General features: G+C 62.0%; 25 protein-coding genes. 16 read left to right on the top strand and 9 right to left on the bottom strand.

Features of this window, described 5'->3' with window-relative positions; translation table 11 throughout:
- Positions 1–18: 18 nt before the first annotated feature.
- From ACH2CW_RS12720 to ACH2CW_RS12690, 7 genes are read left to right on the top strand one after another with little or no spacing between them, the layout of a single operon-like run.
- On the top strand, positions 19–414 hold the full coding sequence (locus ACH2CW_RS12720) for a hypothetical protein (RefSeq protein WP_395058660.1): 396 nt from the start codon (positions 19–21) through the stop codon (positions 412–414).
- The gene (locus tag ACH2CW_RS12715) at positions 411–1,832 is read left to right on the top strand and encodes a TolC family protein (protein WP_395058658.1); all 1,422 of its coding nucleotides are present in this window, start codon (positions 411–413) and stop codon (positions 1,830–1,832) included. The genes ACH2CW_RS12720 and ACH2CW_RS12715 overlap by 4 nt, the downstream gene beginning before the upstream one ends.
- A gap of 23 nt (positions 1,833–1,855) precedes the next feature.
- A complete protein-coding gene (locus ACH2CW_RS12710) occupies positions 1,856–3,283 on the top strand; it encodes a multicopper oxidase family protein (RefSeq protein ID WP_395058656.1) in 1,428 nt (475 codons plus the stop codon).
- A 21-nt stretch (positions 3,284–3,304) separates the two neighbouring features.
- Entirely contained in the window at positions 3,305–3,910 is a 606-nt protein-coding gene (locus ACH2CW_RS12705; RefSeq protein WP_395058654.1) for a Spy/CpxP family protein refolding chaperone, read from the top strand.
- Between the two features lie 28 nt (positions 3,911–3,938).
- Positions 3,939–4,433, top strand: a complete 495-nt coding sequence (locus tag ACH2CW_RS12700; protein ID WP_395058652.1) for a plastocyanin/azurin family copper-binding protein — start codon at positions 3,939–3,941, stop codon at positions 4,431–4,433.
- 19 nt (positions 4,434–4,452) lie between these two features.
- Positions 4,453–4,944, top strand: a complete 492-nt coding sequence (locus ACH2CW_RS12695) for a DUF411 domain-containing protein (RefSeq protein ID WP_395058650.1) — start codon at positions 4,453–4,455, stop codon at positions 4,942–4,944.
- A gap of 11 nt (positions 4,945–4,955) precedes the next feature.
- Positions 4,956–5,306, top strand: coding sequence for a copper-binding protein (locus ACH2CW_RS12690; RefSeq protein WP_395058648.1), 351 nt, complete (start codon positions 4,956–4,958; stop codon positions 5,304–5,306).
- Between the two features lie 49 nt (positions 5,307–5,355).
- On the opposite strand, the gene ACH2CW_RS12685 is transcribed toward ACH2CW_RS12690, so the two are convergent.
- The gene (locus tag ACH2CW_RS12685; protein ID WP_395058646.1) at positions 5,356–5,964 is read right to left on the bottom strand and encodes a DUF305 domain-containing protein; all 609 of its coding nucleotides are present in this window, start codon (positions 5,962–5,964) and stop codon (positions 5,356–5,358) included.
- Positions 5,873–6,079, bottom strand: a complete 207-nt coding sequence (locus tag ACH2CW_RS12680; RefSeq protein WP_395058688.1) for a four-helix bundle copper-binding protein — start codon at positions 6,077–6,079, stop codon at positions 5,873–5,875. Before ACH2CW_RS12680 ends, ACH2CW_RS12685 begins: the two co-directional genes overlap by 92 nt.
- Positions 6,080–6,444: 365 nt before the next feature.
- Between ACH2CW_RS12680 and ACH2CW_RS12675 the strand changes: the two genes are divergently transcribed.
- Positions 6,445–6,906, top strand: coding sequence for a hypothetical protein (locus ACH2CW_RS12675; protein WP_395058644.1), 462 nt, complete (start codon positions 6,445–6,447; stop codon positions 6,904–6,906).
- A gap of 65 nt (positions 6,907–6,971) precedes the next feature.
- On the opposite strand, the gene ACH2CW_RS12670 is transcribed toward ACH2CW_RS12675, so the two are convergent.
- Genes ACH2CW_RS12670 through merT form a run of 3 tightly spaced genes read right to left on the bottom strand, consistent with a single transcriptional unit; the run spans position 6,972 to position 7,815 of the window.
- Positions 6,972–7,184, bottom strand: a complete 213-nt coding sequence (locus tag ACH2CW_RS12670) for a GDCCVxC domain-containing (seleno)protein (protein ID WP_395058642.1) — start codon at positions 7,182–7,184, stop codon at positions 6,972–6,974.
- Positions 7,181–7,468, bottom strand: a complete 288-nt coding sequence (gene merP, locus ACH2CW_RS12665) for a mercury resistance system periplasmic binding protein MerP (RefSeq protein WP_395058640.1) — start codon at positions 7,466–7,468, stop codon at positions 7,181–7,183. Before merP ends, ACH2CW_RS12670 begins: the two co-directional genes overlap by 4 nt.
- 11 nt (positions 7,469–7,479) lie before the next feature.
- Positions 7,480–7,815: a mercuric ion transporter MerT gene (gene merT / locus ACH2CW_RS12660; RefSeq protein ID WP_395058638.1), complete on the bottom strand. Its 336-nt coding sequence runs from the start codon at positions 7,813–7,815 to the stop codon at positions 7,480–7,482.
- Between the two features lie 87 nt (positions 7,816–7,902).
- On the opposite strand from merT, the gene merR reads away from it, so the two are divergent.
- The 6 genes from merR (at position 7,903) to ACH2CW_RS12630 (ending at position 16,660) form a co-directional block, all read left to right on the top strand.
- Positions 7,903–8,310 (top strand): Hg(II)-responsive transcriptional regulator, encoded by a 408-nt coding sequence (gene merR, locus ACH2CW_RS12655; RefSeq protein ID WP_395058636.1) that lies wholly within the window; start codon positions 7,903–7,905, stop codon positions 8,308–8,310.
- Between the two features lie 292 nt (positions 8,311–8,602).
- A complete protein-coding gene (locus ACH2CW_RS12650; RefSeq protein ID WP_395058634.1) occupies positions 8,603–9,001 on the top strand; it encodes a hypothetical protein in 399 nt (132 codons plus the stop codon).
- Positions 9,002–9,073: 72 nt separating this feature from the next.
- The gene (locus ACH2CW_RS12645) at positions 9,074–10,405 is read left to right on the top strand and encodes a TolC family protein (RefSeq protein WP_395058632.1); all 1,332 of its coding nucleotides are present in this window, start codon (positions 9,074–9,076) and stop codon (positions 10,403–10,405) included.
- Positions 10,402–12,042, top strand: coding sequence for an efflux RND transporter periplasmic adaptor subunit (locus tag ACH2CW_RS12640; protein ID WP_395058630.1), 1,641 nt, complete (start codon positions 10,402–10,404; stop codon positions 12,040–12,042). Before ACH2CW_RS12645 ends, ACH2CW_RS12640 begins: the two co-directional genes overlap by 4 nt.
- Complete coding sequence (locus ACH2CW_RS12635; RefSeq protein ID WP_395058628.1) at positions 12,039–15,191, top strand: efflux RND transporter permease subunit; 3,153 nt, start codon at positions 12,039–12,041, stop codon at positions 15,189–15,191. Before ACH2CW_RS12640 ends, ACH2CW_RS12635 begins: the two co-directional genes overlap by 4 nt.
- Positions 15,192–15,325: 134 nt before the next feature.
- Positions 15,326–16,660: a TAXI family TRAP transporter solute-binding subunit gene (locus ACH2CW_RS12630; RefSeq protein WP_395058626.1), complete on the top strand. Its 1,335-nt coding sequence runs from the start codon at positions 15,326–15,328 to the stop codon at positions 16,658–16,660.
- A gap of 73 nt (positions 16,661–16,733) precedes the next feature.
- Here ACH2CW_RS12630 and ACH2CW_RS12625 read toward each other — a convergent pair whose 3' ends face one another.
- From ACH2CW_RS12625 to ettA, 4 genes are all read right to left on the bottom strand, one after another.
- On the bottom strand, positions 16,734–17,798 hold the full coding sequence (locus ACH2CW_RS12625; protein WP_395058624.1) for a hypothetical protein: 1,065 nt from the start codon (positions 17,796–17,798) through the stop codon (positions 16,734–16,736).
- Positions 17,791–18,585 carry a GNAT family N-acetyltransferase gene (locus ACH2CW_RS12620; RefSeq protein ID WP_395058622.1) on the bottom strand — a complete coding sequence of 265 codons (795 nt, stop codon included), beginning with the start codon at positions 18,583–18,585 and terminating at the stop codon, positions 17,791–17,793. The genes ACH2CW_RS12625 and ACH2CW_RS12620 overlap by 8 nt, the downstream gene beginning before the upstream one ends.
- A 99-nt stretch (positions 18,586–18,684) precedes the next feature.
- The gene (locus tag ACH2CW_RS12615) at positions 18,685–19,227 is read right to left on the bottom strand and encodes a DUF1415 domain-containing protein (RefSeq protein ID WP_395058620.1); all 543 of its coding nucleotides are present in this window, start codon (positions 19,225–19,227) and stop codon (positions 18,685–18,687) included.
- A 126-nt stretch (positions 19,228–19,353) separates the two neighbouring features.
- The gene (gene ettA, locus ACH2CW_RS12610; protein ID WP_395058618.1) at positions 19,354–21,015 is read right to left on the bottom strand and encodes an energy-dependent translational throttle protein EttA; all 1,662 of its coding nucleotides are present in this window, start codon (positions 21,013–21,015) and stop codon (positions 19,354–19,356) included.
- Positions 21,016–21,303: 288 nt separating this feature from the next.
- Between ettA and ACH2CW_RS12605 the strand changes: the two genes are divergently transcribed.
- Positions 21,304–23,004, top strand: a complete 1,701-nt coding sequence (locus tag ACH2CW_RS12605; protein ID WP_395058616.1) for a DEAD/DEAH box helicase — start codon at positions 21,304–21,306, stop codon at positions 23,002–23,004.
- Positions 22,919–23,575, top strand: a complete 657-nt coding sequence (locus ACH2CW_RS12600; protein ID WP_395058614.1) for an NAD(P)H-binding protein — start codon at positions 22,919–22,921, stop codon at positions 23,573–23,575. Before ACH2CW_RS12605 ends, ACH2CW_RS12600 begins: the two co-directional genes overlap by 86 nt.
- Positions 23,576–23,595: the final 20 nt, after the last annotated feature.

The following is a 23,595-nucleotide window of genomic DNA, read 5'->3' as shown; positions in this document are numbered from 1 at the left end:
AACGCCCGGATTGTCGCGATGCGTGCCATCGCCCCCGCTTGTTTTCAGGAGATTTTCGTGAACTTACGTTCTATTTCAAAACTATTGGCGCTGCTGGCTGCGCTCGCCACATGGCCCGGAGCCTACGCGCAGGCGCAAACACAACCCTCGTCCAGTCCGGCGGCAACCCCGGCTTCTGCAGCCACTTCTTCAGCCCCTGAATTTCGCTCCGCGTTCGAGGGCTACCAGCCTTACACCGAAGAAAAAACCCTGTCCTGGAAAGACGCGAATGACAGCGTGGGCCGCATCGGCGGCTGGCGCGTTTACGCCAAGGAGGCGCAGCAAGTGCAACAAGCACCGGCCGCCGCTGGTGTAGCCAACCAGCCCGATCCGCACGCCGGTCATGCGATGCCGCCAAAGGACAAAAAACCATGAGCACCTTTCTTAGACTAAGCAGTACTGCAGCCGCCGCGCTGGTGCTGGCAGGCTGTGCGTCGGTCAATTTTGACCAGGCGCTGCAGGACACCAACACCGGTACCATCGACTTCACACAAGGCAAGCTGGAGCTCAGTCGAAGCGACCAGCAGCGGCAGGCGCGCAGCAAGCTAAGCAGCGAACTGCTGGCCAAGCCCTTGAAGCAGGACGATGCGGTCCAGCTGGCGTTGGCCAACAGCCCGGCGCTGCAAACCCTGCTGGCGCAAAGCTGGGCCGATCAGGCGTCGGCCAACCAGTTGGGCCGTATCGCCAATCCGATCTTCACATTTGAACGCGTTCGATCCGGCAACGAGCTCGATATCGGCCGGATGTTGTCGTTTGGTCTGCTGGATCTGCTCACGCTGCCCCGGCGCATGGAAATATCGCGCGGGCAGACAGCGCTAGCCAAGGTGCAGCTCAGCGCCAACGTGGTCGAGCAGGTCACCCAGGTGCGCCAGGCCTGGGTACGGGCCGTGGCGGCCCAGCAGACCCTGCAATACGCTGAACAAATCAACGCGACCGCACAAGCCAGTGCCGAGCTGGCCAAACGCATGTACCAGGTGGGCAACTTCAACAAACTGCAGCGCACACGGCAGCAATCGTTTTATGCCGACAGCGCGGCCCGACTGGCCTCCAGCCAGCACGCAAGCACCGCTGCGCGCGAGGAGTTGGTCCGGTTGATGGGCTTGACCACCGAACAGTCGGCGCAACTGAAACTTCCGGAGCGGCTGCCCGACCTGCCAAAAGAGGCCTATCCGGCCAACGTGGTGAACGCCACCGCCCTGCAGCAACGCCTGGACGTGCAAATGGCGCGCAACCAGCTGGATATGGCGGGCAAGTCACAGGGCCTGAACCTGCTCAACAGCCTGGTTGATGTGGAGCTGGGCATCATCCGCAACACCACGTTTGAGAACAATGCGCAGGGTCACAAAACAACAGCCAGGGGTTACGAGCTGGGCATTCGCCTGCCGATCTTCGACTGGGGCTCGGCCCAGCGCGACAGCATGAACGCGCAATCGCTGGCGGCTGCAAACCGCTATGAAAGCACGGTACGCGGCGCGTCATCGCAGTTACGCGAAGGCTATTCGGCTTACCGCACGGCTTACGACGTGGCACGGCATTACCGGGACGAAATTGTGCCGCTGCGCAAAACCATGGCCGAAGAAAACGTGCTGCGCTACAACGGCATGTTGATCGGCGTGTTCGAGTTGCTGGCCGATACCCGAGACCAGATCTCCAGTGTGCAGGCCGCCATCAGTGCGTACCAGCAGTTCTGGCTGGCCGATGCGGCTCTGGCCGCCTCGATGATCGGCAAACCCACAGCCCTCGGCGCCATGCCGATGGCGGGCGGCGGTACCGCCGCCGAAGCGGGTCACTGAAACAAATCAAACGGATCACACACATGAACAGCAGAAGAAACTTTCTCACAGGCGCGGGAGCGATCACCACGGCCGTTGCGGCTGCCGCCGTCAGCCGGGTCGCCATGGCCGCCCTGCCCGAGCCCGTGCTCCAGACCAAACCCGACACCATGGCGCCGCTAATGCCCAACACCGGTCGGCCCTACAACCCGGTGGTGACGCTCAACGGCTGGACGCTGCCCTGGCGCATGAACCAGGGCGTCAAGGAATTCCATCTGGTCGCCGAGCCGGTGGTGCGCGAAATGTCGCCCGGCTTCAAGGCGCATCTCTGGGGCTACAACGGCCAGTCACCCGGCCCGACGATCGAGGTGGTCGAAGGCGACCGCGTGCGCATCTTCGTGACCAACAAGCTGCCAGAGCACACCAGCATTCATTGGCACGGCCAGCGCCTGCCCAACGGCATGGACGGCGTGGCCGGGCTGAACCAGCCAGCCATTCCGGCGGGCAAGACATTTGTTTATGAATTTGTGGCGCGCCGACCTGGCACCTTCATGTACCACCCGCATGCCGACGAGATGACACAGATGGCCATGGGCATGATGGGCTTCTGGATCACGCACCCGAAGGCAAAACACCCGCTGATCGACGAGGTGGACCGCGACTTTGTTTTCCTGCTCAACGCCTACGACATTGACCCCGGCGCCTATACGCCGAAGATCATGACCATGCTCGACTTCAACCTGTGGAGCTGGAACAGCCGGGTGTTTCCCGGCATCGATCCGCTTGTGGTGCGCAAGAATGACAAGGTGCGCATTCGTTTCGGCAACCTGACCATGACGAATCACCCGATTCACTTGCATGGGCATGAGTTTCTGGTGACTGGCACCGACGGCGGGCCGACGCCGAAATCAACACGCTGGTACGAAGTGACGACCGACGTGGCGGTGGGGCAGATGCGGCAGATCGAATTTCTGGCCGACGAGGAAGGCGACTGGGCTTTTCATTGCCACAAGAGCCACCACACCATGAATGCGATGGGCCACGACGTGCCGACCATGATTGGCGTGGACCACCGCAAGATCGTCAGCGAGATCACCAAGGTCATCCCCGACTACATGGTGATGGGCGAGCGCGGCATGGCCGACATGGCCGAGATGACCATGCCCCTGCCCGACAACACGGCGCCCATGATGAGCGGTGACGGCCCGTTCGGCTCGGTCGAGATGGGCGGTATGTTCAGCGTGGTCAAGGTCCGCAAGAACCAGAAGGCCGGCGACTACAAGGACCCCGGCTGGTACAAACACCCCGCCGGCGAAGTGGCTTACGAGTGGACAGGCGCGCTGCCCAACCCCGCACGCTTTGCGGCGGAAGGCGGACAAACCATGAAGGCGCGGAACATGCCGGCCAAAGAAGTCGAAGTCCAGGTCCGCAAACCAAAGATGGGCGGCCATATGGGCGGCATGAAACACTAAGCTCAACTCCGGAAAAACATCATGAACATTCAAACCGCTCTTAAATTAATAGCTGCTGGCGCTTTTGTGGCGGGGGCTGGAGGCACTTTTGCTCAACATTCCCCGCTGGGGCATGGGGCCAGCCACGGCCCGACAGTCGCGGCCAGCCCCTACGCCGGGCAACAAACGCGCGACATCAAGGCCTTGTCCGCAATACAGACCGAGGACCTGCTGGCAGGCAAGGGCATGGAGCTGGCGAAGGCGGCCGAGCTCAATGGTTATCCCGGCCCGATGCACACGCTGGAGCTGGCGCAGCCCTTGGGCCTGAGCGCTGCGCAGAGGCAGGCCACGCAGGCACTGATGGACAGCCACAAGGCAGACGCCCGACGCATAGGAGCAGAGCTGGTGGAGGCCGAGCGCGCGCTTGATCAGGCTTTTTCGACCCGCCAGATCAACCCCGCCAGCCTGACGAGCCACACCGACCGCATTGCACAATTGCAGGCCACGCTGCGCGCCAGTCATCTGCAGACCCACCTGCAGCAAACCGCGTTGCTGACACCGCAGCAAATCGGTCGCTATGCCGAGTTGCGCGGGTACATCAGCGGATCTTCCCTAGCCCCTATCACGCCTTCGTCCCACAAGCATTGATCTTTCTCCCAGTAAAAAGGAACTACCCATGAAAACATTGACATCTGCCTTCCTCGCCTTGCTGATCGCCAGCACCGGCACCTTCGCTTTTGCGCACGGTGACGCGGCGCATACAAAAAAAGCCGGCCCGGTCAAGAAGGAGCAAAAGGATTGGGGTATCGCCGGCGATGCCAAAGCCGTGAGCCGCACCATCACCATCGGCATGAGCGACAGCATGCGTTTTTCGCCAGACAAGATCGACGTCAAACATGGCGAGACCATCAAATTCGTCATCAAAAATAGCGGCAAGATCATGCATGAACTGGTGATCGGCAACAAGAAAGACCTGGACGAACATGCCGCGCTGATGCTCAAGTTTCCGGGCATGGAGCATGAAGAGCCCTACATGGCGCACGTTGCACCGGGCAAGACCGGACAGATCATCTGGACCTTCAACAAACCCGGCAACTTCGACTTTGCCTGCCTGATCGCCGGCCACTACCAGGCTGGCATGGTTGGCAAGATCACGGTCGCCGCCCGATAACACGCCACCAGGAGACACCATGCAACGACGCTTGTTACTCAAGACCCTCGCCAGCTTCGCCGCAGCCGCTACCGTGGCGCCGTGGGGAATGGCACAAACGCGCCCGCAGCTTGAAGTCTGGAAAGACCCGAACTGTGGCTGCTGCAAAGAATGGGTGGACCATCTGCAAGCCAATGGCTTTCAGGTGAAGGTTCACGACAGCGGCAACGCGCAGGCCAGAAAGCGGCTCGGCATACCCGAGCAACTTGGCTCCTGCCATACCGCATCAATCGGCGGCTACGCCATCGAGGGCCACGTACCGGCCGCCGACATTCATCGCCTGCTCAAGGAAAAACCCAAAGCCGTGGGGCTGACGGTGCCAGGCATGCCGATCGGCTCGCCCGGGATGGACGCGCCGATTTACGGCGGGCGCAAAGACCCCTACGACGTGCTGCTGGTTCTGAAGGACGGCGGCACACGTGTTTATCAAGCCTATCCCTCCAAAGTCTCCGCAACATCTACCAACTCCTGAAAGAAAACACCATGAAACAACGACACACTGCGCTGATCCTCTCTGCCCTTCTTGCAGGCTCTGCGTACGCCGGCTCGCACTCGGGCGCGCCTGCGGCCATGGGGGATGCAAAAAAGGACAGCGCCATGGCAGCCCCCGCTGACATGGCCGATGGCGAAATTCGCAAAGTCGATGCGGACAACAAAAAAATCACCATCAAGCACGGCGAGATCAAAAACCTCGACATGCCGGGCATGACCATGGTTTTTCAGGTCAAAAATCCGGCGCTGCTGAACAAAGCCAAAGCCGGCGACAAGGTTCGATTCAAGGCCGAAAAAGACGGAACGGCTTTTGTCGTGACCGACATTCAACCCGTGAAATAACCGGGTTTTGGAAGCGGTCTCGGGCGCAAGCCGAGACCGACTCCGATGCCTACTTGTTTATCTTGGCGGCGGTCTGACCGTTCTTGGCCAGGAACTTGTCGAACTGGGCAATTTCTTTCTTCTGCGCAGCGATGATGGCTTTGGCCATTTTCTTCATCTGAGGATCTTTGCCATCGCGAAGCTCGGCCTGGGCCATGTCTATTGCACCCAGGTGATGGATGCGCATCATCATTGCAAAGTCAACATCGGTGTTGCCGGTCATTTTCATGGACGACATCTTGTCGTTGTTGTCCTTCATCATTCCCTTCATGTCCATGCCTTTCATGTCCATGCCCTTCATGTCCATGGCACCGCCTGGCATGGATGAAGTGCCGGTTTTTCCACCGGGCATGGCTTCACTACCGGGCTTCATTTGCATTTGGCCAAAGGCCAGGGGTTGCAGCAGCGCGACGCTCAGAACGGCAAGAGCCACAGATGACGGTTTGATTTTGTTGAGATGGAATTTCACGATGGATTCTTTATGAATATTGAAGGTTGAAGGTTGAAGCCTGAAGGTCGGAAATTGTTCAGGCCATTGCGACCATCTTGCGGCACTCTTGAGCGCACTGGTGGCAGGCCTTGGCGCATTCCTGGCAATGCGCCATCTCGTGTTTGGCACATTCGTCCCCGCAGGACTGGCAGATGTCGGCGCAAAGTGCGCAGATCGCTTTGGCGTGGGCGCTACCCCTCGCCATGGCAGCTGCAGCAAGCGCACAAATCTGCGCGCAATCCATCTCCAGTGCGATGCACTTGACCATCATCTTGACGTCGGTTTCATGCAGACAGGAAGCAGCGCAATGGTTGCAAGCGACAGCGCAGGCGTTGCAAGCTTCAATGCAGGCGTTGTAGAGTTGGTGGGGCATGGTGATTCTCCAGAAATTGGTTTAAAACGGCAAAATGGAATGAATTGCAGTGCCGAAAATGCCGCAACATACTCACCGTGCGCGCTCGGTAACCCCAAGCCCACACGGTCTTGCCGCCAGTCCGCGTAGGCTGCAACCTACATCACGCGCGCGTACAAGCCTGAGTCAAGGTGCTGGCGCCTCCCGGCGACTTGCGCCAACCAGCCCAAAAATGAAAAAGGCGGTTAGGCTTGGGCATGGAAAGATCAGGTCACACCGCACAAATACTTGCCAGATTGGCCGCGCTGTTTGTGATTTCGGTGCTGCTCAACTTTCCCTGGGAAGTGGCTCAAATGCCGCTGTATGTTGAGGAAGGGAGCTGGTTGGAGTTCGCGTTGCACTGCATTATTCCCAGCCTTGGGGACGGGCTGATCGTCATGCTGATCTTCGGCATTGGCTGGGCCGTCCGTGGCCGATCAGACTGGACGGACCAACCAGGATGGACCGCATACGGGCTGATGCTGATGACCGGGTTCAGCGTTGCGATGATTGTGGAATGGGTGGGCTTTTATGGCCTCAATCGCTGGAGCTACACAACCAGCATGCCGCTGCTCCCGGCTCTGGGTATTGGTGTTGTCCCCGTCCTGCAGATGCTGATACTCCCGCCCCTTATTTTCAGGATGACCGGCTGGTGGCTCGCGCGGAGGCAGTGGGCTTAAATCCTTTCGGAGTTTCACGCCTTGTCAGCGTTCTTGGTGGGCCCACTTTGACAACCCACCAGGACTCAGCCGCAGCACGGCCGTCTAGCCTGGATGGGCGGGCATTTGACCGAACCGTAGGAACAGAACACACAGCAATCCCCAGGCTTGGGCCGCAACAGCACATGACACTGCTCGCACTCGTAAAACCATTGACACGCATCTGTCGGCATCTGTTCAGCCTTCTGGTGTGCGCAAGCCGGACAGGTCAGAACCGAACTCAAAATCACCAAACTCATTTGCCTGCGCCCATCACGCTGGAGGGATAACCCGCGCTGGCGGTGGCCTGGGTCAGCGCCGTGACGCTGGTTTTCGCGTCGTCAAACACCACCCGCGCCTGACGCTTTTCGTAGCTGACCTCGGCCTTCTCAACGCCAGGCGTTTTGGTCAGCGCCACCTTGACTGTGAGGGGGCAGGCAGAACATGTCATGCCGGGCACCGACAAAGTCACTGTTTGAGGCGCACCCCAAACCGGGTGGACCGAAGCGGCAAGCAAAACGGACAGGGCCATCAGATGTTTCATGAACAACTCCTTTAATAGAACAAGGGCATGACATACGGGAAAACAAGCGCGAGGAGTACCAACATCACTGTCAGCCAAAAGCATGCTCGGTAAATTGCACGTGCCTGCGGCAAGGCGCATATCTCGCCCGGCGCGCACTGCTGCAAGGGGCGATATAGACGCCGTCCGGCGATATACAAAGCCACCCCTGCCACTGCAACGAATAACGGGCGAAATGGTTCGAGCGCGGCCAGATTGCCGATCCAGGCCCCACTGAACCCAAGCAAAAGTAGCACCAGCGGTCCCAGGCAGCAGGCCGAAGCAAGAAAGGCCGCCACACCACCAGCAATCAAAGCGAGGGGAGTCATTGGCGGCTGCGATGGTGGCGCGTTCGTAGGCAAGCTGGGTTTCATGAGCGTAAGATTACTTCCGTAGTCAAGTACGGAGTCAAGTCCATGAAAAGTAGCGTGTCCAACCTGACGATTGGCGCATTTGCCACCTCAGCCGGCGTCAATGTCGAAACCATCCGTTTTTACCAACGCAAGGGACTGCTCAACGAACCGGAACGCCCTTATGGCAGCATCCGGCGTTACGGCGATGCTGAGGTCCAGCGTGTGAAATTTGTAAAAACCGCGCAGCGCCTCGGTTTCAGTCTGGATGAAATCGCCGAGCTTCTAAAACTCGAAGACGGCACCCAATGCCGGGAGGCGCAGGGACTGGCGGAGCAAAAGTTGCGGGATGTGCAGCTAAAACTGGAAGACCTGCGCCGCATCGAAGCAACGCTGGACACACTGGTCAAAAGATGCCACGCCACGCGGGGAACTGTCTCCTGCCCATTGATATCCTCGCTTCAGGCGCGTTGACAGTCCGTGGCCTGGCGCCAGCAGCTCTGTTGATTTTCACCACAACGCCGTCGATTCGGTGGCAGCGCAGTCTCTGCGCCTGAACGTACACGGCATGGCCTTCGCTTCCTGCATCGCGCGTGAGAAGAAGGCGCTCAACAAAAGTCCTGGCGCAGTGCCGTCTGGAGGTAACCCGATCCGCAAAAGGGACGAGGCGGCAGCGAGGAACTTTCCTCACACGGGCGGCTCAATAGGCTTAAACTCCTTGACTGTGGCTTCGGCTTCTGCAGCTACCGTCTCCCTATCTCACACCATGTCCTGGAACCGCCGTCAACGCTTTGTCACTGTGCTTTTTGCATTGATGAGCCTGTTGTTCATGCAACTGGCGGTGGCTGCCTATGCCTGTCCGGCCACGAACAGCGCGCAGCACAGCGGGATGGCCATGAATTCAGGCATGCCGTGCGCCGAATCGATGACGGCATTCGTCCCAGACGACGAGCAACCCAGTCTGTGCGCCGCACATTGCAAGGCCGACCAGCAAACCGCTGATAGCAACCCCTCGCTCGGATTGGCAGCGCCGGCCATGCTGGCCAGCGACTATCCGCTGCTGCGCATGAACCTGCCGTCGCGGGTTGAGCCCCTGGAAGCGCCACTTTTGACGCGAACTCACGCGCCATCGGTGGCAGTGCGCCACTGCTGCTTCCGGCTTTAAATCCTCCCGCTTCCTGTTTTCCGCTCCGGCACGCGGTGTGCCCTGGCGGTTCCCATGTTGTCTGGAGGTTTCATGTCTGCTTTTCCTGTTACTTGTCGGGTGTACCTGATTCGGAGCCTGCTTGCGGCTGCGTTGCTGATGCATGTCGCGGGCCCACTCCGGGCCGCCGAGCCTTTGTCTTTGCGCGAAGCGCAGCAGCTCGCCGCCGCGCGCTCCGGTCAACTGCTGGCACAGGATGCAGCCACCCGGGCGGCGCGCGAGATGGCGGTGTCGGCTGGCCAGTTGCCAGACCCGGTCCTCAAGCTCGGCATCGACAACCTGCCTGTCACGGGTGCTGACCGGCTAAGCCTGGGCCGCGACTTCATGACCATGCGTCGCATCGGGCTGATGCAAGAGCTGCCACGCGCTGAAAAACGCCAACTCAAGGCCGAGGGTTTTGAACGGGAGGCCGAACGCGCCCAGGCGCAGCGCCAAATGGCGCTGACAAGCGTCCAACAAGGCACGGCAGTGGCCTGGCTGGAACGTTATTACGCACAAGCCATGCGCGCACTGTTGCAACAGCAGCTTGAAGAAACGCGATTGCAGGAGCAAGGCGCCAACCTCGCCTTCCGCGAGGGCCGGGGTGCACAGGCCGAGGTGTTTGCGGCGCGCGCGGCGCAAATTGAGCTGGAGGACCGCCTGAGCCAGATTGACCGTCAGGCCAGAAACGCCAGCCTGATGCTGGCGCGCTGGATCGGTGCGGATGCGAGCCGTAGCTTGTCAGGTGAGCCCGTGTGGAAAACCATGCGGGACAAGGCCTCCCCCGACGCCATGCTTTCCGCGGGGGAACTCAGGCAGCATCCCCGGTTGGCGTTGTCTGCGGCCCTCGTGGAGGCCGCTGAGACGCAGGCCAGGCTGGCCCAGGCGAACACCAGGTCGGACTGGACCGTGGAGGCCGCCTACCAGCAGCGCGGACCGGCTTTTTCCAACATGGTGTCGGTTGGCGTATCCATCCCCTTGCAGTGGGATCGCAACAACCGCCAGAACCGCGACATCGCTGCCAAGCTGGCCGCAGTGGACGAGGCCCGTGCCAATGACGCGGACACCCAGCGGGCCTACGAGGCCGAGGTTCGCAGCCTGCTCAACGATTGGCAAAACGGCAAGGAACGGGTGGCGCGATACACCGACCAGATGATTCCCGTGGCCGGGCAACGCTCGGCGGCAGCACTCACCGCCTACCGCATCGGCAAAGGCGATCTGGCCAGTGTGCTGGCAGCGCGGCGTGAAGAGATCAACACGCGCATTCAGACCTTGAGCCTGGAGCTGGAAACCGCGCGCCTGTGGGCGCAACTCAACTACCTGAACCCCGACAACAGCATTGCGCCCGGCGCAAACGCTTCCGCATCTATCAAAGGCGAGCCATGACAACTCCAAAAAAACTTTTCGTGGCGCTGGTTGCCGCCGGCCTGGTGGCCCTGGCTGGCGCGGGCGCCTATGGCCTGTACACCCTGGGCATGCAGCGTGGCATGCAGGCCGCAGAGACGGGCGCGCCTGCCGCCCCAGGCGCTGCCGCAGAACCGGGAAGCGCCGCCTTGCCGCAGAGCATCGCGGAGGGCGAAGAAGCCACGCGGCGGCACATCGGGGCCGGCATCAAGGCAGGCGACACCGACCCGGCCAACGGCCAGCGGGTGCTGTACTACCACGACCCCATGGTGCCGGGCAACAAGTTCGACAAGCCGGCCAAGTCGCCGTTCATGGACATGATGCTGGTGCCGGTGTATGCCGGCGGCGACACCGACCAGGGCAAGGTCACGGTCAGCCCGCGCACCCAGCAGAACCTGGGTGTTCGCACTGCACCGGTGACCGAGGGCACGCTGTCGCCAGAGGTGTCGGCCGTCGGCAGCATTGCCTTCAATGAGCGCGACCAGGTCATTGTGCAGGCCCGGGCGACGGGTTATGTGGAGCGTCTGCATGTGCGTGCCACGCTGGACAGCGTTGTGCAGGGCCAGCCCCTGGCCGAACTGTATGTGCCGGAGTGGGTGGCTGCGCAGGAAGAGTACCTGGCCGTCAGCCGCATGCAGGGCCCCAACCTGGCGGGTCTGGTGGACGGCGCGCGCCAGCGCATGCGCCAGGCCGGCATGAGCGAAACGCAAATCGCAGCGGTGCAGGCCAGTGGCAAGCCGCGCGCGCGCAGCACGCTGGTGGCACCCATCAGCGGCGTGGTCACCGAGTTGGCCGTACGAGAAGGCATGACGGTGATGCCCGGTACGACCTTGTTCCGCATCAACGGCTTGTCTACCGTCTGGGCCAACGCCGAGGTGCCAGAGAGCCAGGCGGCATCGCTGCGGCCAGGCGCGAAGGTGCAGGCCAAAAGTCCAGCGGTGCCAGGCATGACATTCAGCGGCAAGGTGCAGGCCATCCTGCCTGAAGTCAATGCTGGCACACGTACCATCAAGGCCAGGCTGGAGTTGGCCAATCCCGGCGCGCGACTGGTGCCCGGCATGTTTGTACAGATGCAGCTGATGGACACCCGGCCCGGCAAGGTGTTGCTGATTCCGACCGAGGCGGTGATCCAGACCGGCAAACGCAGCGTGGTCTTGCTCGCTGAAAAAGAGGGCCGGTTCCGGCCGGTGGAAGTCGAGACCGGTATCGAAAGCGGCGGTCAGACCGAAATTACCAAGGGGCTGCAAGCCGGCCAGCAGGTGGTGGTGTCCTCACAGTTTCTGATTGATTCGGAAGCCAGTCTCAAAGGTGTGGAAGCCCGGCTCAACGATCCTGGTGCTGCGGGTGCCAGCGCCGCGCCCCGGCATCTGGGCGAGGCCAAGGTCGATGCGGTGGCGCGCGATACGGTGACCCTGACACATGGCCCGATTGCCTCGCTGAAATGGGGCGCCATGACCATGGACTTCAAGTTGCCCGAGACCGGTTTGCCGCGCAATGTGCAGTCCGGCGATGCAGTGACTTTTGAGTTCTACATGGACGCCGAGGGCTTGCCGCGACTGACCGGCATCACGCCGATGGCCTCTGCACCGGCGCCGAAAGCCTCGGGTGGCAAGCCATGATCGCCAGCCTCATCCGCTGGTCCATCGTCAACCGTTTCCTGGTGCTGCTGGCCACGCTGATGATCAGCGCCTGGGGTGTCTATGCGGTTCTGAAAACGCCGCTCGATGCCCTGCCCGATCTGTCGGACGTGCAGGTGATCATCCGCACCACCTACCCCGGCCAGGCGCCGCGTATTGTGGAAAACCAGGTGACCTATCCGCTGACCACGACGATGTTGTCGGTGCCCGGCGCCAAGACGGTGCGCGGCTACTCTTTCTTCGGCGACTCTTTTGTTTATGTGTTGTTTGAGGATGGCACCGATTTGTACTGGGCCCGCTCGCGTGTGCTGGAGTATTTGAACCAGGTGCAGTCGCGCCTGCCCGCCGGCGCCAAGGCATCCCTCGGTCCGGACGCCACCGGTGTCGGCTGGATCTACCAGTACGCGCTGATCGACCGCAGCGGCACGCAGGACGCCTCACAACTGCGCGCCCTGCAGGACTGGTTCTTGAAGTACGAGCTCAAAACCGTGCCGAACGTGGCCGAGGTGGCGTCTGTGGGCGGCATGGTGCGGCAGTACCAGGTGGTGCTGGACCCTGACAAACTTGCCGCCTACCGCATGCCTTTGAGCCGGGTGCAGGAAGCGCTCCAAAAGGCCAACCAGGAAAGCGGCGGCTCGGTGCTGGAGCTGGGCGAAGCCGAATACATGGTGCGCGCCTCGGGCTACCTGCAGAGCCTGGACGACTTCCGCAAGGTGCCGCTCATGACGACCGATGCGGGCGTGTCGGTGCGGCTGGGCGATGTGGCGCGCATCCAGCTCGGCCCCGAGATGCGGCGCGGCATCGGCGAGCTGGACGGCGAGGGTGAAGCCACCGGCGGCGTGATCGTGATGCGCTCTGGCAAAAACGCGCTGGAAACGATTGCAGCCGTCAAGACCAAGTTGCAGGAGCTTCAGGGCAGCCTGCCCAAGGGCGTGGAGATTGTTCCGGTGTATGACCGCTCCGGCTTGATCGAGCGGGCCGTCAGCAATCTGGGTTTCAAGCTGCTGGAAGAATTTGCCGTGGTCGCGGTGGTGTGCCTGATCTTCCTGTTTCACCTGCGCTCGGCGCTGGTGGCGATTGTCTCGCTGCCGCTGGGCATTCTGGCGGCCTTCATCGTCATGCACTACCAGGGCGTCAACGCCAACATCATGTCGCTGGGCGGCATTGCGATTGCCATCGGTGCCATGGTGGATGCGGCGGTGGTGATGATAGAAAACGCGCACAAACACCTTGAGCAGTGGAAGCATGATCACCCTGATCGCACACTGGCTGGCGATGCCCGCTGGAAAGTCATCGGAGACTCGGCAGCGGAGGTGGGTCCTGCCCTCTTTTTTTCGCTGCTGATCATCACGCTGTCTTTCATCCCCGTGTTCACGCTGGAGGCGCAGGAAGGGCGGCTGTTCGCACCGCTGGCGTTTACCAAGACCTACGCCATGGCGGCCGCCGCCGGGCTGTCGGTCACCCTGATCCCGGTCTTGATGGGTTACCTGATTCGCGGTCGCATTCCCGACGAAAAGGCCAACCCCTTGAACCGGGCGCTGATCAAGCTGTACCAGCCGCTGCTGGGCGCGGTGCTGAACTGGCCCAAGCTCACGCTCGGTATCGCCGCGCTGCTGCTGGCCGTGAGCCTGTGGCCCTTGCAGCATATTGGCGGCGAGTTCATGCCGCGGCTGGACGAGGGGGACCTGCTCTACATGCCGTCCGCCCTGCCCGGCCTGTCGGCTGGCAAGGCGGCCGAGCTGCTGCAGCAGACCGACCGCCTGATCAAGACCGTGCCGGAAGTGCTCAGCGTGTATGGCAAGGCGGGGCGTGCAGAAACCGCGACCGACCCTGCCCCCATGGAGATGTTCGAGACCACCATCCAGTTCAAACCCAAGGACGAATGGCGACCGGGCATGACGCAGGACAAGCTGGTTGAAGAGCTGGACCGCATTGTCAAGGTGCCGGGGCTGGCCAACATCTGGGTGCCACCGATCCGCAACCGCATCGACATGCTGGCCACAGGTATCAAGAGCCCGGTGGGTGTGAAGGTGGCGGGCGCAGACCTGGCCACCATCGACAAGGCAACGGGCGAAATTGAACGTGTGCTCAAAGACGTGCCGGGCGTCAGCAGCGCGCTGGCCGAGCGCCTGACCGGCGGGCGTTATGTCGACGTGAACATCCGGCGCGATGACGCCGCACGCTACGGCATGAACATCGCCGATGTGCAATCAGTCATCAGCTCGGCGGTGGGCGGTGATAACCTGGGCGGAAGCAGTGGCGAGGTCGTGATTGGACTGCAGCGCTTCTCGATCAACGTGCGTTATCCGCGTGAGATCCGTGACTCGCTTGAAAAACTGCGCAGCCTGCCCATTGTTAACGAACGGGGTGCGCGGCTGGTGCTGTCGGATGTGGCCGATATCCGCATCACTGACGGTCCACCCATGCTGCGCAGCGAAAACGCGCGCCTGTCGGGCTGGGTCTATGTGGACATTCGCGGCCGCGACCTGCGCTCCGCAGTCAAGGACATGCAGGCCGCAGTGGCGGCGCAGGTCAAGCTGCCGCCGGGGTATTCCATTTCGTGGTCGGGGCAGTTCGAGTTTCTGGAGCGGGCCACGGCCAAACTCAAGGTGGTGGTGCCATTCACACTGCTGATCATTTTTGTGCTGCTGTACCTGACCTTCAAGCGTTTTGACGATGCCTTCCTGATCATGACCACCCTGCCCTTCGCGTTGATTGGCGGCATCTGGCTGCTCTACCTGCTGAGCTACAACCTCTCGGTGGCGGGGGCGGTGGGTTTCATCGCGCTGGCCGGCGTGTCGGCCGAGTTCGGCGTCATCATGCTGCTCTACCTCAAGCAGGCCTGGGACAAACGCATTGATGAAGGCAAGACCACAGGCGCCGATTTGATCGAGGCCATCGTCGAAGGCGCCGTGCTCCGGGTGCGCCCCAAGGCCATGACGGTGGCGGTGATTCTGGGCGGCTTGTTTCCCATCATGTGGGGTAGCGGAACCGGCTCGGAAGTGATGCAGCGTATTGCCGCGCCCATGGTGGGGGGCATGATTACGGCGCCGCTGTTGTCGATGTTCGTGATTCCTGCGGCCTACCTGCTGATGCGGCGAAAGCGTTTGCGCACGAGCGCCCCCGCGTAAGACACAGGCCGGTATGAACGTCCTTCGAGCGCTATCGATTCAGGAGCTAGTTACCCATTCCCCATAAGGGCTGGAGCCGCTTTTTACTCATGATATTTGTCGCTTGGGCGGGTGGGACATGGTATGGTTCAACCATGCCCAAAACCATACGCTACACCCTGCTGTCCCTGCGCGACCTGTGGGCGTCGGCCGGGCCGTTCATCGTGCTGGCCGTGACGCTGCTGGTGGCCGCCTACTGGTGGCTGGACCCCAACCCGCCGAAACGCGTCACCTTGGCCACCGGCCCGGCGCAAAGCGCGTATGAAGAGTTTGGCAAGCGTTACGCCAAAATTCTGGCCGATGACGGCATCGAAGTCGTGCTGTTGCCTTCACAGGGTTCTGCGCACAACCTGCAGCTGCTGCGCGAAGGCAAGGCCGACCTCGGTTTTGTGCAGGGTGGCACCAGCACTTACGACGAGGCAGACGCTCAATCCCTGACCTCCCTCGGCAGCCTGTTTGTTGAACCGCTGTGGCTGTTTTACCGCGACGAACCGGCGCGAAAAGCAAAAAAAGACCAGTCGATCACTTCACTGGTTCAGTTGCAGGGCCTGCGTATCAACCTGGGCACGCCAGGCAGTGGTGTACCCAACCTGATGGGAAAGCTGCTTGAGAGCAACCGGATTGAGCCGGCAAGCCTCAAAATCTCGAACCTGGACCAGACGCCCGCAACAGTGGCCTTTTTGAACGCCGAAATTGATGCCATTGTGTTTGCCTCGGCACCTGAGTCCCTGATGGTGCAGATGCTGCTGCAGACACCCGGCGTCAAACTTATGAACTTCACCCACAGCGAGGCGTACTCCAAACGGTTTTCTTTCCTGAGCACGGCACGCCTTCCGCAAGGCGTGGTGGACCTGGCGCGCAATGTTCCGCCCGAAGATGTCAACCTTGTGGCTCCCACGACGTCGCTGATAGCCAAAACCACCACCCATCCGGCACTGGTACAGCTGTTCGCACAGGCGGGCAACGTGATTCACGGGCCAGCAGGCTGGTTCAAGGCGGCGCGTGAATTCCCCAACCGGGACAACAGCGAGTTGCCTATTTCGAAGGAAGCGGAGCGGGCGATCAAGAACGATGCACCGCTGCTGCAGCGCTACCTGCCCTTCTGGGTTGCCAACCTGGTCGAACGGATGTGGCTGGTCATGGGCATCATCATTGCGGTCATGCTGCCTTTGTCGCGCATCGTGCCGCCGCTGTACGAATTTCGCGTGCGCTCACGCATCTTCAAGTGGTACGGCCAGTTGCGCGACATTGAAAACCGGGCAGACGGCAGCCAGGAGACCGGCCGGCTGCTCGACGAGCTGAACGAGCTGGAAAACCGGGCCGAAAAAATAGCCGTTCCCCTGTCCTACACCGACGAGTTGTATGCGCTGCGCAGCAATATTCATCTGGTGAGGAAAAAGCTGTTGCGGACGGACGGCAGCTCGCCCTGAACGTCGACGGCAGGCAATGACCTCAGAACTTTGCATCCGGCCGTCGCACAGCGGTCGCATCGGTCGACAATCCTCAATTCGACGGCGGGTAGGCATCCAGCAGCCGCTGCTGCATGACGTGTAATTGCGCCAGCCTGAGCAGGCCGATGGGCCTGTGCCCCCTGCGGCGGTTCGCCGCACCGATGGCAAACAGCACACGCTGCTTGGCGAAAATAATGCAGAAAGCCGCCAGCAGCCCGATGTCGGGATCCCAGGCCTGAATCGCTTCGGAGCCGGCACCGTTGATCTCCATGATCTTCAGGCCCCTACCCTCCGCCAGTTGCTGCAAGTCCTCAAAACGCACGTCGAAGCGCCCCGCGTAAAACGCCGGCATATCGCGCGCAATCGCCTCAATGGCTGCCGTCAGCGCAGGTGTGATGCAGGCCGAAGCATCGCGGTAGAGGCCTCCGACGCGGGTCGAACCAATGGTCGCCAGCCTGACGACCTCGCCACGCGCCGGTACGCGACCAGGACTGGGCACGGTGTCATGGTCGCGGCGACCCTGCACACGGCTGGCGCGCGGGTCGGCGGCAATCAGTTCAGCCAGGGTGGCGCTGCCGTCACCGGTCACACGCGGGAAATAACGCAGCGCCAGACCGATGATCCGTCCTTGTCGCGCTCCGGGCTCACGTGCATAGAAAATGCCGGCCTCGCCCTCCTGCGGCAGATACTCCTGCAGCACCCCTTGCTGGTCCGGCGGGAACAAGGCCAGGTAGGCCATCAACGCGGCCTCGTCGCGAACCAGCCGGACACCGAAGCCGCACATGCCCAGATCAGGCTTGACCACCAGCGGAAACACCAACCCGGCCTGCGCCATCGCAATACGCACCCCTGTCAGGCTGTGATGCCCCGGCGGCAAGGCGCAGTGGCGTGCCGTGGCTGCACGTGCCAACGCGCCCATGCCGCGAAAATACTCCAGCTTGGTTTCGCCGACCAGGCCCCCGGCAGTGATCGCGGGGTTGACCGCCGATGGCAGGGTGACGCTGCCATACCGCAGCGACAGCCACAGCCACTGCAGCACCAGCGGCACGCAGATCAGCCATTTTGGCAACGCCTCCAGCGCACCGCGCGGCACACTCGCCGTCCGCGTTTTATCCACGAAGAGTGCTCTGGCGGTAACGGGGCGGCAGGTCCTCCATGCGCATCATCATCGGCAGGTCAGCGGTGTTGAAGGCCGGATCCCAGGCCGGTGGACCGAGCAGCCTGGCGCCCAGGCGCAGGTAGGCGCGAATCAGCGGCGGCGCCGCCATACCGTGCGGCAACACGGCATGCGCGAGTGGCAAAGCCAGGTGCGGTCGCACCTGGTAACGCACCGGCGCCAGATGGCTCAGGCAGAGCTGCTGCCAGACGGCTGCGGCCCCTTCCGGCCCGTGTTGCTGCATGGAAATGCTGGCGCAGCCGATCATGGTGTCCAGGGTATTGCGGGCCATGAAGGCGGTGAGTTCGCTCCAGAGTGCCAGTACCACGCCCCCGTGCCGGTGCCCTGCGTGCACACAGCTTCGGCCCAGCTCAACCATGCGCGGGCGCAGCGGGCCCAGCGGCGCGAGGTCGAACTCCTGGTCGCTGTAGGTGCCGCCAGCCCGCCGCGCCTGGGTGGGTGTGAGCACGCGGTAGGTGCCGATGACTTCCCCGGTGGCCGCATCGCGTGCCAGCAGGTGTTCGCAGTAATCGTCGAAGCGGTCGATGTCGTGACCGGGTACGGGCGTGGTCATCTGCGCGCCAAGTTCGCGCGAAAACACATCAAAGCGCAGGCGCTGGGCTTCGCGTAATTCGTCGTGATGTCTGGCCCAGCCCAACACGAGGCCGGAGCGCATCGCTCGGGGCGAGGACCGCAGCGCCCGCTGTAGCAAGTGCAGAGGCCCTGCAGGAGAAGCAGCGCTTGTCATGGATCGACCTTTCCGGCAGGGGCGCACACCCCCTTGCGGCTGACCATAAGACACCCTGCAGCCGCGCGCTGTCAGACAGCGCCGCGAACTTCGGCCGCTTCAGCGCTGGGTATGCAGTGCCTGCCAGCCCGCCAGACCCAACTGATGGAGCGTCTCAATATTGCGCTCGAAGATGCCCTCTGCATCCGGGTAAGCCTGCACCGCGCGCTCCACACTGTCCTCGCGCAGCAAATGCAGGATGGCAAACGGCGCGCGGTTGGTGAAATTGCCAAGGTCGTCGGGTTCGGTGCCTTCGAATTGAAAGCGCGGATGAAAGCTGGCCAGTTGCACCACGCCTTCGAGCGCGTGCTCGTCCACCACGCCTTCGGCAATTTCCATGAAATCGTTGAAGTCCAGGAAGTCCTCGAACAGCGTCGGGTGAATCAGCAGCGTGGTGTCGATTTCTTCAGCCGGCGTCGCCACCAGCAAATCCAGTTCTCGGTCCAGCTCTTCCAGCAGGTCATCGGCATGGCGCGCCCGACTGACCACCAGCCGCACCTGGTTCTTCACATAGACGGCTTTGGCAAACGGGCACAGATTCAAGCCAATGACGGCTTTCTCCAGCCACTGCCGCGTTGCGGCGAGTACAGCCTCGTCAGTCATCGGCGCAACCAGAACTCGCGAGCTTGTTCCCTTCAAGCAGGGGCCGCGGGTCCGGCTCTGCCGGCCCGCAGGCGCAGCGCCCCGCCGGGGGGCAGCGCAGTACACGAAGTGACAAGCGTGGGGGCACTATTTCAACGCTTTGAAACGCATGCGTTTGGGCTTGGCGCCCTCTTCACCCAGACGTTTCTTCTTGTCCGCTTCGTATTCCTGGTAGTTGCCGTCAAAGAAGGTCCACTGGCTGTCACCTTCGGCGGCGAGAATGTGGGTGGCGATCCGGTCCAGGAACCAGCGGTCATGGCTGATCACCATGATGGAGCCGGCGAATTCCAGCAAGGCGTCTTCCAGCGAACGCAGGGTTTCCACGTCCAGGTCGTTGGACGGCTCGTCGAGCATCAACACATTGCCACCGGCAATCAGGGTCTTGGCCAGGTGCAGGCGCCCACGCTCGCCGCCCGACAGGGTGCCGACGCGTTTTTGCTGGTCGGCGCCGTTGAAGTTGAAGCGGCCGGCATACGCGCGGCTCGGCATGGTGAACTTGCCGACGGTCAGCAGGTCGAGGCCACCGGAGATGTCTTCCCAGACGGTTTTTTCATTGGCGAGGTCATCGCGGTGCTGGTCCACAAAGGCCATGCGCGCGGTTTTTCCGATGACCACTTCGCCGCTGTCCGGTTGCTCCTTGCCGGCGATCAGCTTGAACAGCGTCGATTTACCGGCACCGTTGGGGCCGATGATGCCGACGATGGCGCCGGCCGGAATCTTGAAGCTCAGGTTGTCGATCAGCAGGCGGTCGCCGAAGGACTTGCTGACATTCTTGAACTCAATGACTTCATTGCCCAGGCGCTCGGCCACCGGGATAAAAATCTCCTGGGTCTCGTTGCGCTGCTGGTATTCGAAGTCGGACAGTTCCTCGAAGCGGGCCAGCCGTGACTTGCTTTTGGCCTGGCGCGCCTTCGGGTTCTGGCGCGACCATTCGAGCTCTTTCTTCAAAGCCTTGGCACGCGCCTCTTCGCCCTTTTGCTCCTGCGCCAGACGTTCGCCCTTTTGCTCCAGCCAGGTGCTGTAGTTGCCCTTCCAGGGGATGCCACGGCCGCGGTCCAGCTCCAGAATCCACTCGGCCGCGTTGTCCAGGAAGTAACGGTCGTGGGTGATGGCCACCACAGTGCCGGGATAACGCTGCAGAAACTGTTCCAGCCAGTCCACCGATTCGGCGTCCAGGTGGTTGGTCGGCTCGTCGAGCAGCAACATGTCAGGTTTGGACAGCAGCAGGCTGCACAGCGCGACGCGGCGTTTTTCACCGCCCGACAAGACACCGATCACGGCATCCCAGGGGGGCAGGCGCAGCGCGTCAGCGGCAATCTCAAGCTGGTGCTCGGAATCGGAACCCGAGGTCGCGATGATGGCTTCCAGGCGCGCCTGCTCGGCAGCCAGTGCGTCGAAATCAGCATCCGGCTCCGCGTAAGCGGTGTACACCGCTTCGAGTTGTGCCTTGGCGGCGAACACAGCGCCCATGCCGGCTTCGACACTTTCGCGCACCGTGTGTGTCGGGTCAAGCTTGGGCTCCTGCGGCAGGTAGCCGATGTTCAGATTCGGCATCGGGGTGGCTTCACCCTCGATTTCCTTGTCCAGGCCGGCCATGATCTTGAGCAGCGTGGACTTGCCGGAACCGTTGGTGCCCAGCACACCGATCTTGGCGCCGGGGAAAAAGCTCAGCGACACGTCCTTGAGGATCTGTCGCTTGGGCGGCACGATTTTGCCGACCTTGTTCATGGTAAAGACGTACTGGGCCATCAGGATTCAACTTCTCAAAGAGGGAAAACAAAAAAGGAGGCGTGAGCGCAAAAACCAAGCCGTGATTTTCGGTGATTTTTTGCGACAATCCTCCGATTATCGTTCCGTGCGACAATACCGCTGTTGCTCGCTCCAGTTGCCTGCGACATTCGGGCACACCTCGGTGACAGTTTCGGCAACGATTCAAGGTGTTTTTGGCCCAAACCCCTGACCCCAATCTGCCTTTGACTGGCGGGACGCCCTCAAGCTCCCACAGGCCGATCCTGAGCACCCCAGCGGTGCAAAAAAATGACCTTTGAAAATCTGAATCTGGCTCCGGCCATTCTTAAAGCCGTGCTTGAGCAGGGCTATGACACCCCCACCCCGATCCAGGCCCAGGCGATTCCCGCCGTGCTTGCAGGCGGCGACCTGCTGGGCGGCGCCCAGACTGGCACCGGCAAAACCGCAGCCTTTGTGCTGCCCATGCTGCAGCGCCTGTCGAGCGAGCCTTCGCTGAAAAACAAACGCGGCGTCAACGCCGTGCGCTGCCTGATCATGACCCCGACGCGCGAACTCGCGGCCCAGGTCGAGGAAAGCGTGCGTATTTACGGAAAATACCTGGAGCTCAGCTCCATGGTCATGTTCGGCGGCGTTGGCATGGGCGCGCAGATTGAAAAACTGCGCCGCGGCGTTGACATCCTGGTGGCCACCCCCGGCCGCCTGTTGGACCACGCAAGCCAGGGCACACTGGACCTGGGCCAGGTGCAGATCCTGGTGCTCGACGAAGCCGACCGCATGCTGGACATGGGCTTCATCCATGACATCAAGAAGGTGCTGGCGCTGGTGCCCAAGCAGAAGCAGTCGCTGTTGTTCAGCGCAACCTTCAGCGACGAGATCCGCGAGCTGGCCAACGGCCTGCTGAAAAATCCGCAAAGCATCCAGGTCACACCGCGCAACACCACGGTGCAGCGCATCACCCAGACCATTCACCCGGTCGGTCGCGGCAAGAAAAAAGCCCTGCTCACCCACATCATCAACGAGCACAACTGGAGCCAGGTGCTGGTGTTCACCCGCACCAAGTTCGGCGCCAACAATGTGGCCGAACACCTGACCAAAAACGGCATCCCCGCCATGGCGCTGCACGGCAACAAGAGCCAGACCGCGCGCACCCAGGCGCTGGCCGACTTCAAGAGCGGCAGCATACGTGCGCTGGTGGCCACCGACATCGCCGCGCGCGGCATCGACATCGACGAATTGCCGCATGTCGTCAACTACGAAATCCCCAACGTCAGCGAAGACTACGTGCACCGCATCGGCCGCACCGGCCGTGCCGGCAACAGCGGCGAGGCGGTGAGCCTGGTCTGCCTGGACGAAGAAGGCTTCATGCAGGACATCGAGCGTTTCACAAAACAGAACATCGAAAAAGTCACCGTGCCTGGTTTTGAAGCCGAGCCGGGCGAAAAAGCCGAGCCGCTGGCCATGGGCCGCCAGACCATCTGGGGTGGTATCGGCAAGCCGCCAAGCCGTGACGTGATGCAGGCCGCCGCCAAGGCCGCCCGCAGCGAAATGATGACGCGTATCCGCGAAACCAAGCCGCAAGGTGGCCGGGGCGGCAACCCCGGTGGGGGTGGCAACGGCGGCGGCAATGGCGGCGGTCGTGGCCGCAGCGCTGGTGGCGGCAATGGTGGCCGCAGCCAGCCCCAGGGTGGCCAGGGCGGTCAGCCGCGCCAGAATTCGGGCTACGCCCAGGGCAACCAGCAGGCACGCAACCCGAACGCCCAGCCCCCACGTCAGCACAACCAGGAGCGCGACGATGATGCCCAACCTGCCAGCCACGTCTCTTCCGGCTTCCCCTCCTCCGGCCAGCCCACAGGCGGCAACCGCGGCAACTACCGCGGCGGCGGACGCCCGGCAGGCGGCGGCGGTGGCGGCGGACGCTCGGGTGGCACTGGTGGCCGGGGCAACGGGTCTGGTCGGTCAGGAAATTCTGGCTCGTTTACTGGCCGATAAAAAGTATTCGGTGGTCCACTGCGTGGGCCGTCGCCCGCCTGGGATAACACATCCCAAACTGGTGAACCACCTCGTGGAAGACTTCGCCACATTCGAGGCGCCCGCAGTGGACGAGGTGTTCATCGCCCTGGGCACCACGATCAAGGTCGCGGGCAGCCAGAGCGCTTTCCGCGCTGTTGATTTTGATGCGGTGCTGGCTGTGGCCCGCGCAGCGCGTGCCGCTGGCGCGCGCCGGCTGGGCATCGTCAGCGCCATGGGTGCCGATGCCAAATCCAGCGTCTTTTACAACCGCGTCAAAGGCGAGATGGAAGCTGCCGTGAACCGGCTCGGTTATGCCAGCGTGGTACTCGCTCGGCCCTCACTGCTGAGCGGCGACCGCAGCGCCCTCGGGCAGGCCAGGCGCTCCGCAGAAAACTTTGCCGCAAGGGCGATGCGCCTGCTCAAACCCCTGACGCCCGTCAACTACCGCGCCATCGCCGCTGCGGATGTTGCCGCTGCGCTGGTGAGTACCCTTCAGCGCACACCCTCGGGCCAGAAGGCGCTGCTCTCGGGTGAGATGCAGTCTCGCTGATAATTTCAAGCCTTTTCGGT

The organism is Polaromonas sp. (assembly GCF_043778355.1).
GTDB lineage: Bacteria > Pseudomonadota > Gammaproteobacteria > Burkholderiales > Burkholderiaceae_C > Polaromonas.
This window is presented reverse-complemented; position numbering and strand designations above follow the sequence as displayed.

Bases quoted from the DNA above. Each gene is read 5' to 3' on its own strand.
- ACH2CW_RS12720 (WP_395058660.1), top strand. From the start codon at position 19: ATGCGTGCCATCGCCCCCGCTTGTTTTCAGGAGATTTTCGTGAACTTA.
- ACH2CW_RS12715 (WP_395058658.1), top strand. From the start codon at position 411: ATGAGCACCTTTCTTAGACTAAGCAGTACTGCAGCCGCCGCGCTGGTG.
- ACH2CW_RS12710 (WP_395058656.1), top strand. From the start codon at position 1,856: ATGAACAGCAGAAGAAACTTTCTCACAGGCGCGGGAGCGATCACCACG.
- ACH2CW_RS12705 (WP_395058654.1), top strand. From the start codon at position 3,305: ATGAACATTCAAACCGCTCTTAAATTAATAGCTGCTGGCGCTTTTGTG.
- ACH2CW_RS12700 (WP_395058652.1), top strand. From the start codon at position 3,939: ATGAAAACATTGACATCTGCCTTCCTCGCCTTGCTGATCGCCAGCACC.
- ACH2CW_RS12695 (WP_395058650.1), top strand. From the start codon at position 4,453: ATGCAACGACGCTTGTTACTCAAGACCCTCGCCAGCTTCGCCGCAGCC.
- ACH2CW_RS12690 (WP_395058648.1), top strand. From the start codon at position 4,956: ATGAAACAACGACACACTGCGCTGATCCTCTCTGCCCTTCTTGCAGGC.
- ACH2CW_RS12680 (WP_395058688.1), bottom strand. From the start codon at position 6,079: ATGGATTGCGCGCAGATTTGTGCGCTTGCTGCAGCTGCCATGGCGAGG.
- ACH2CW_RS12675 (WP_395058644.1), top strand. From the start codon at position 6,445: ATGGAAAGATCAGGTCACACCGCACAAATACTTGCCAGATTGGCCGCG.
- ACH2CW_RS12670 (WP_395058642.1), bottom strand. From the start codon at position 7,184: ATGAGTTTGGTGATTTTGAGTTCGGTTCTGACCTGTCCGGCTTGCGCA.
- merP (WP_395058640.1), bottom strand. From the start codon at position 7,468: ATGAAACATCTGATGGCCCTGTCCGTTTTGCTTGCCGCTTCGGTCCAC.
- merT (WP_395058638.1), bottom strand. From the start codon at position 7,815: ATGACTCCCCTCGCTTTGATTGCTGGTGGTGTGGCGGCCTTTCTTGCT.
- merR (WP_395058636.1), top strand. From the start codon at position 7,903: ATGAAAAGTAGCGTGTCCAACCTGACGATTGGCGCATTTGCCACCTCA.
- ACH2CW_RS12650 (WP_395058634.1), top strand. From the start codon at position 8,603: ATGTCCTGGAACCGCCGTCAACGCTTTGTCACTGTGCTTTTTGCATTG.
- ACH2CW_RS12645 (WP_395058632.1), top strand. From the start codon at position 9,074: ATGTCTGCTTTTCCTGTTACTTGTCGGGTGTACCTGATTCGGAGCCTG.
- ACH2CW_RS12640 (WP_395058630.1), top strand. From the start codon at position 10,402: ATGACAACTCCAAAAAAACTTTTCGTGGCGCTGGTTGCCGCCGGCCTG.
- ACH2CW_RS12635 (WP_395058628.1), top strand. From the start codon at position 12,039: ATGATCGCCAGCCTCATCCGCTGGTCCATCGTCAACCGTTTCCTGGTG.
- ACH2CW_RS12630 (WP_395058626.1), top strand. From the start codon at position 15,326: ATGCCCAAAACCATACGCTACACCCTGCTGTCCCTGCGCGACCTGTGG.
- ACH2CW_RS12620 (WP_395058622.1), bottom strand. From the start codon at position 18,585: ATGACAAGCGCTGCTTCTCCTGCAGGGCCTCTGCACTTGCTACAGCGG.
- ACH2CW_RS12615 (WP_395058620.1), bottom strand. From the start codon at position 19,227: ATGACTGACGAGGCTGTACTCGCCGCAACGCGGCAGTGGCTGGAGAAA.
- ettA (WP_395058618.1), bottom strand. From the start codon at position 21,015: ATGGCCCAGTACGTCTTTACCATGAACAAGGTCGGCAAAATCGTGCCG.
- ACH2CW_RS12605 (WP_395058616.1), top strand. From the start codon at position 21,304: ATGACCTTTGAAAATCTGAATCTGGCTCCGGCCATTCTTAAAGCCGTG.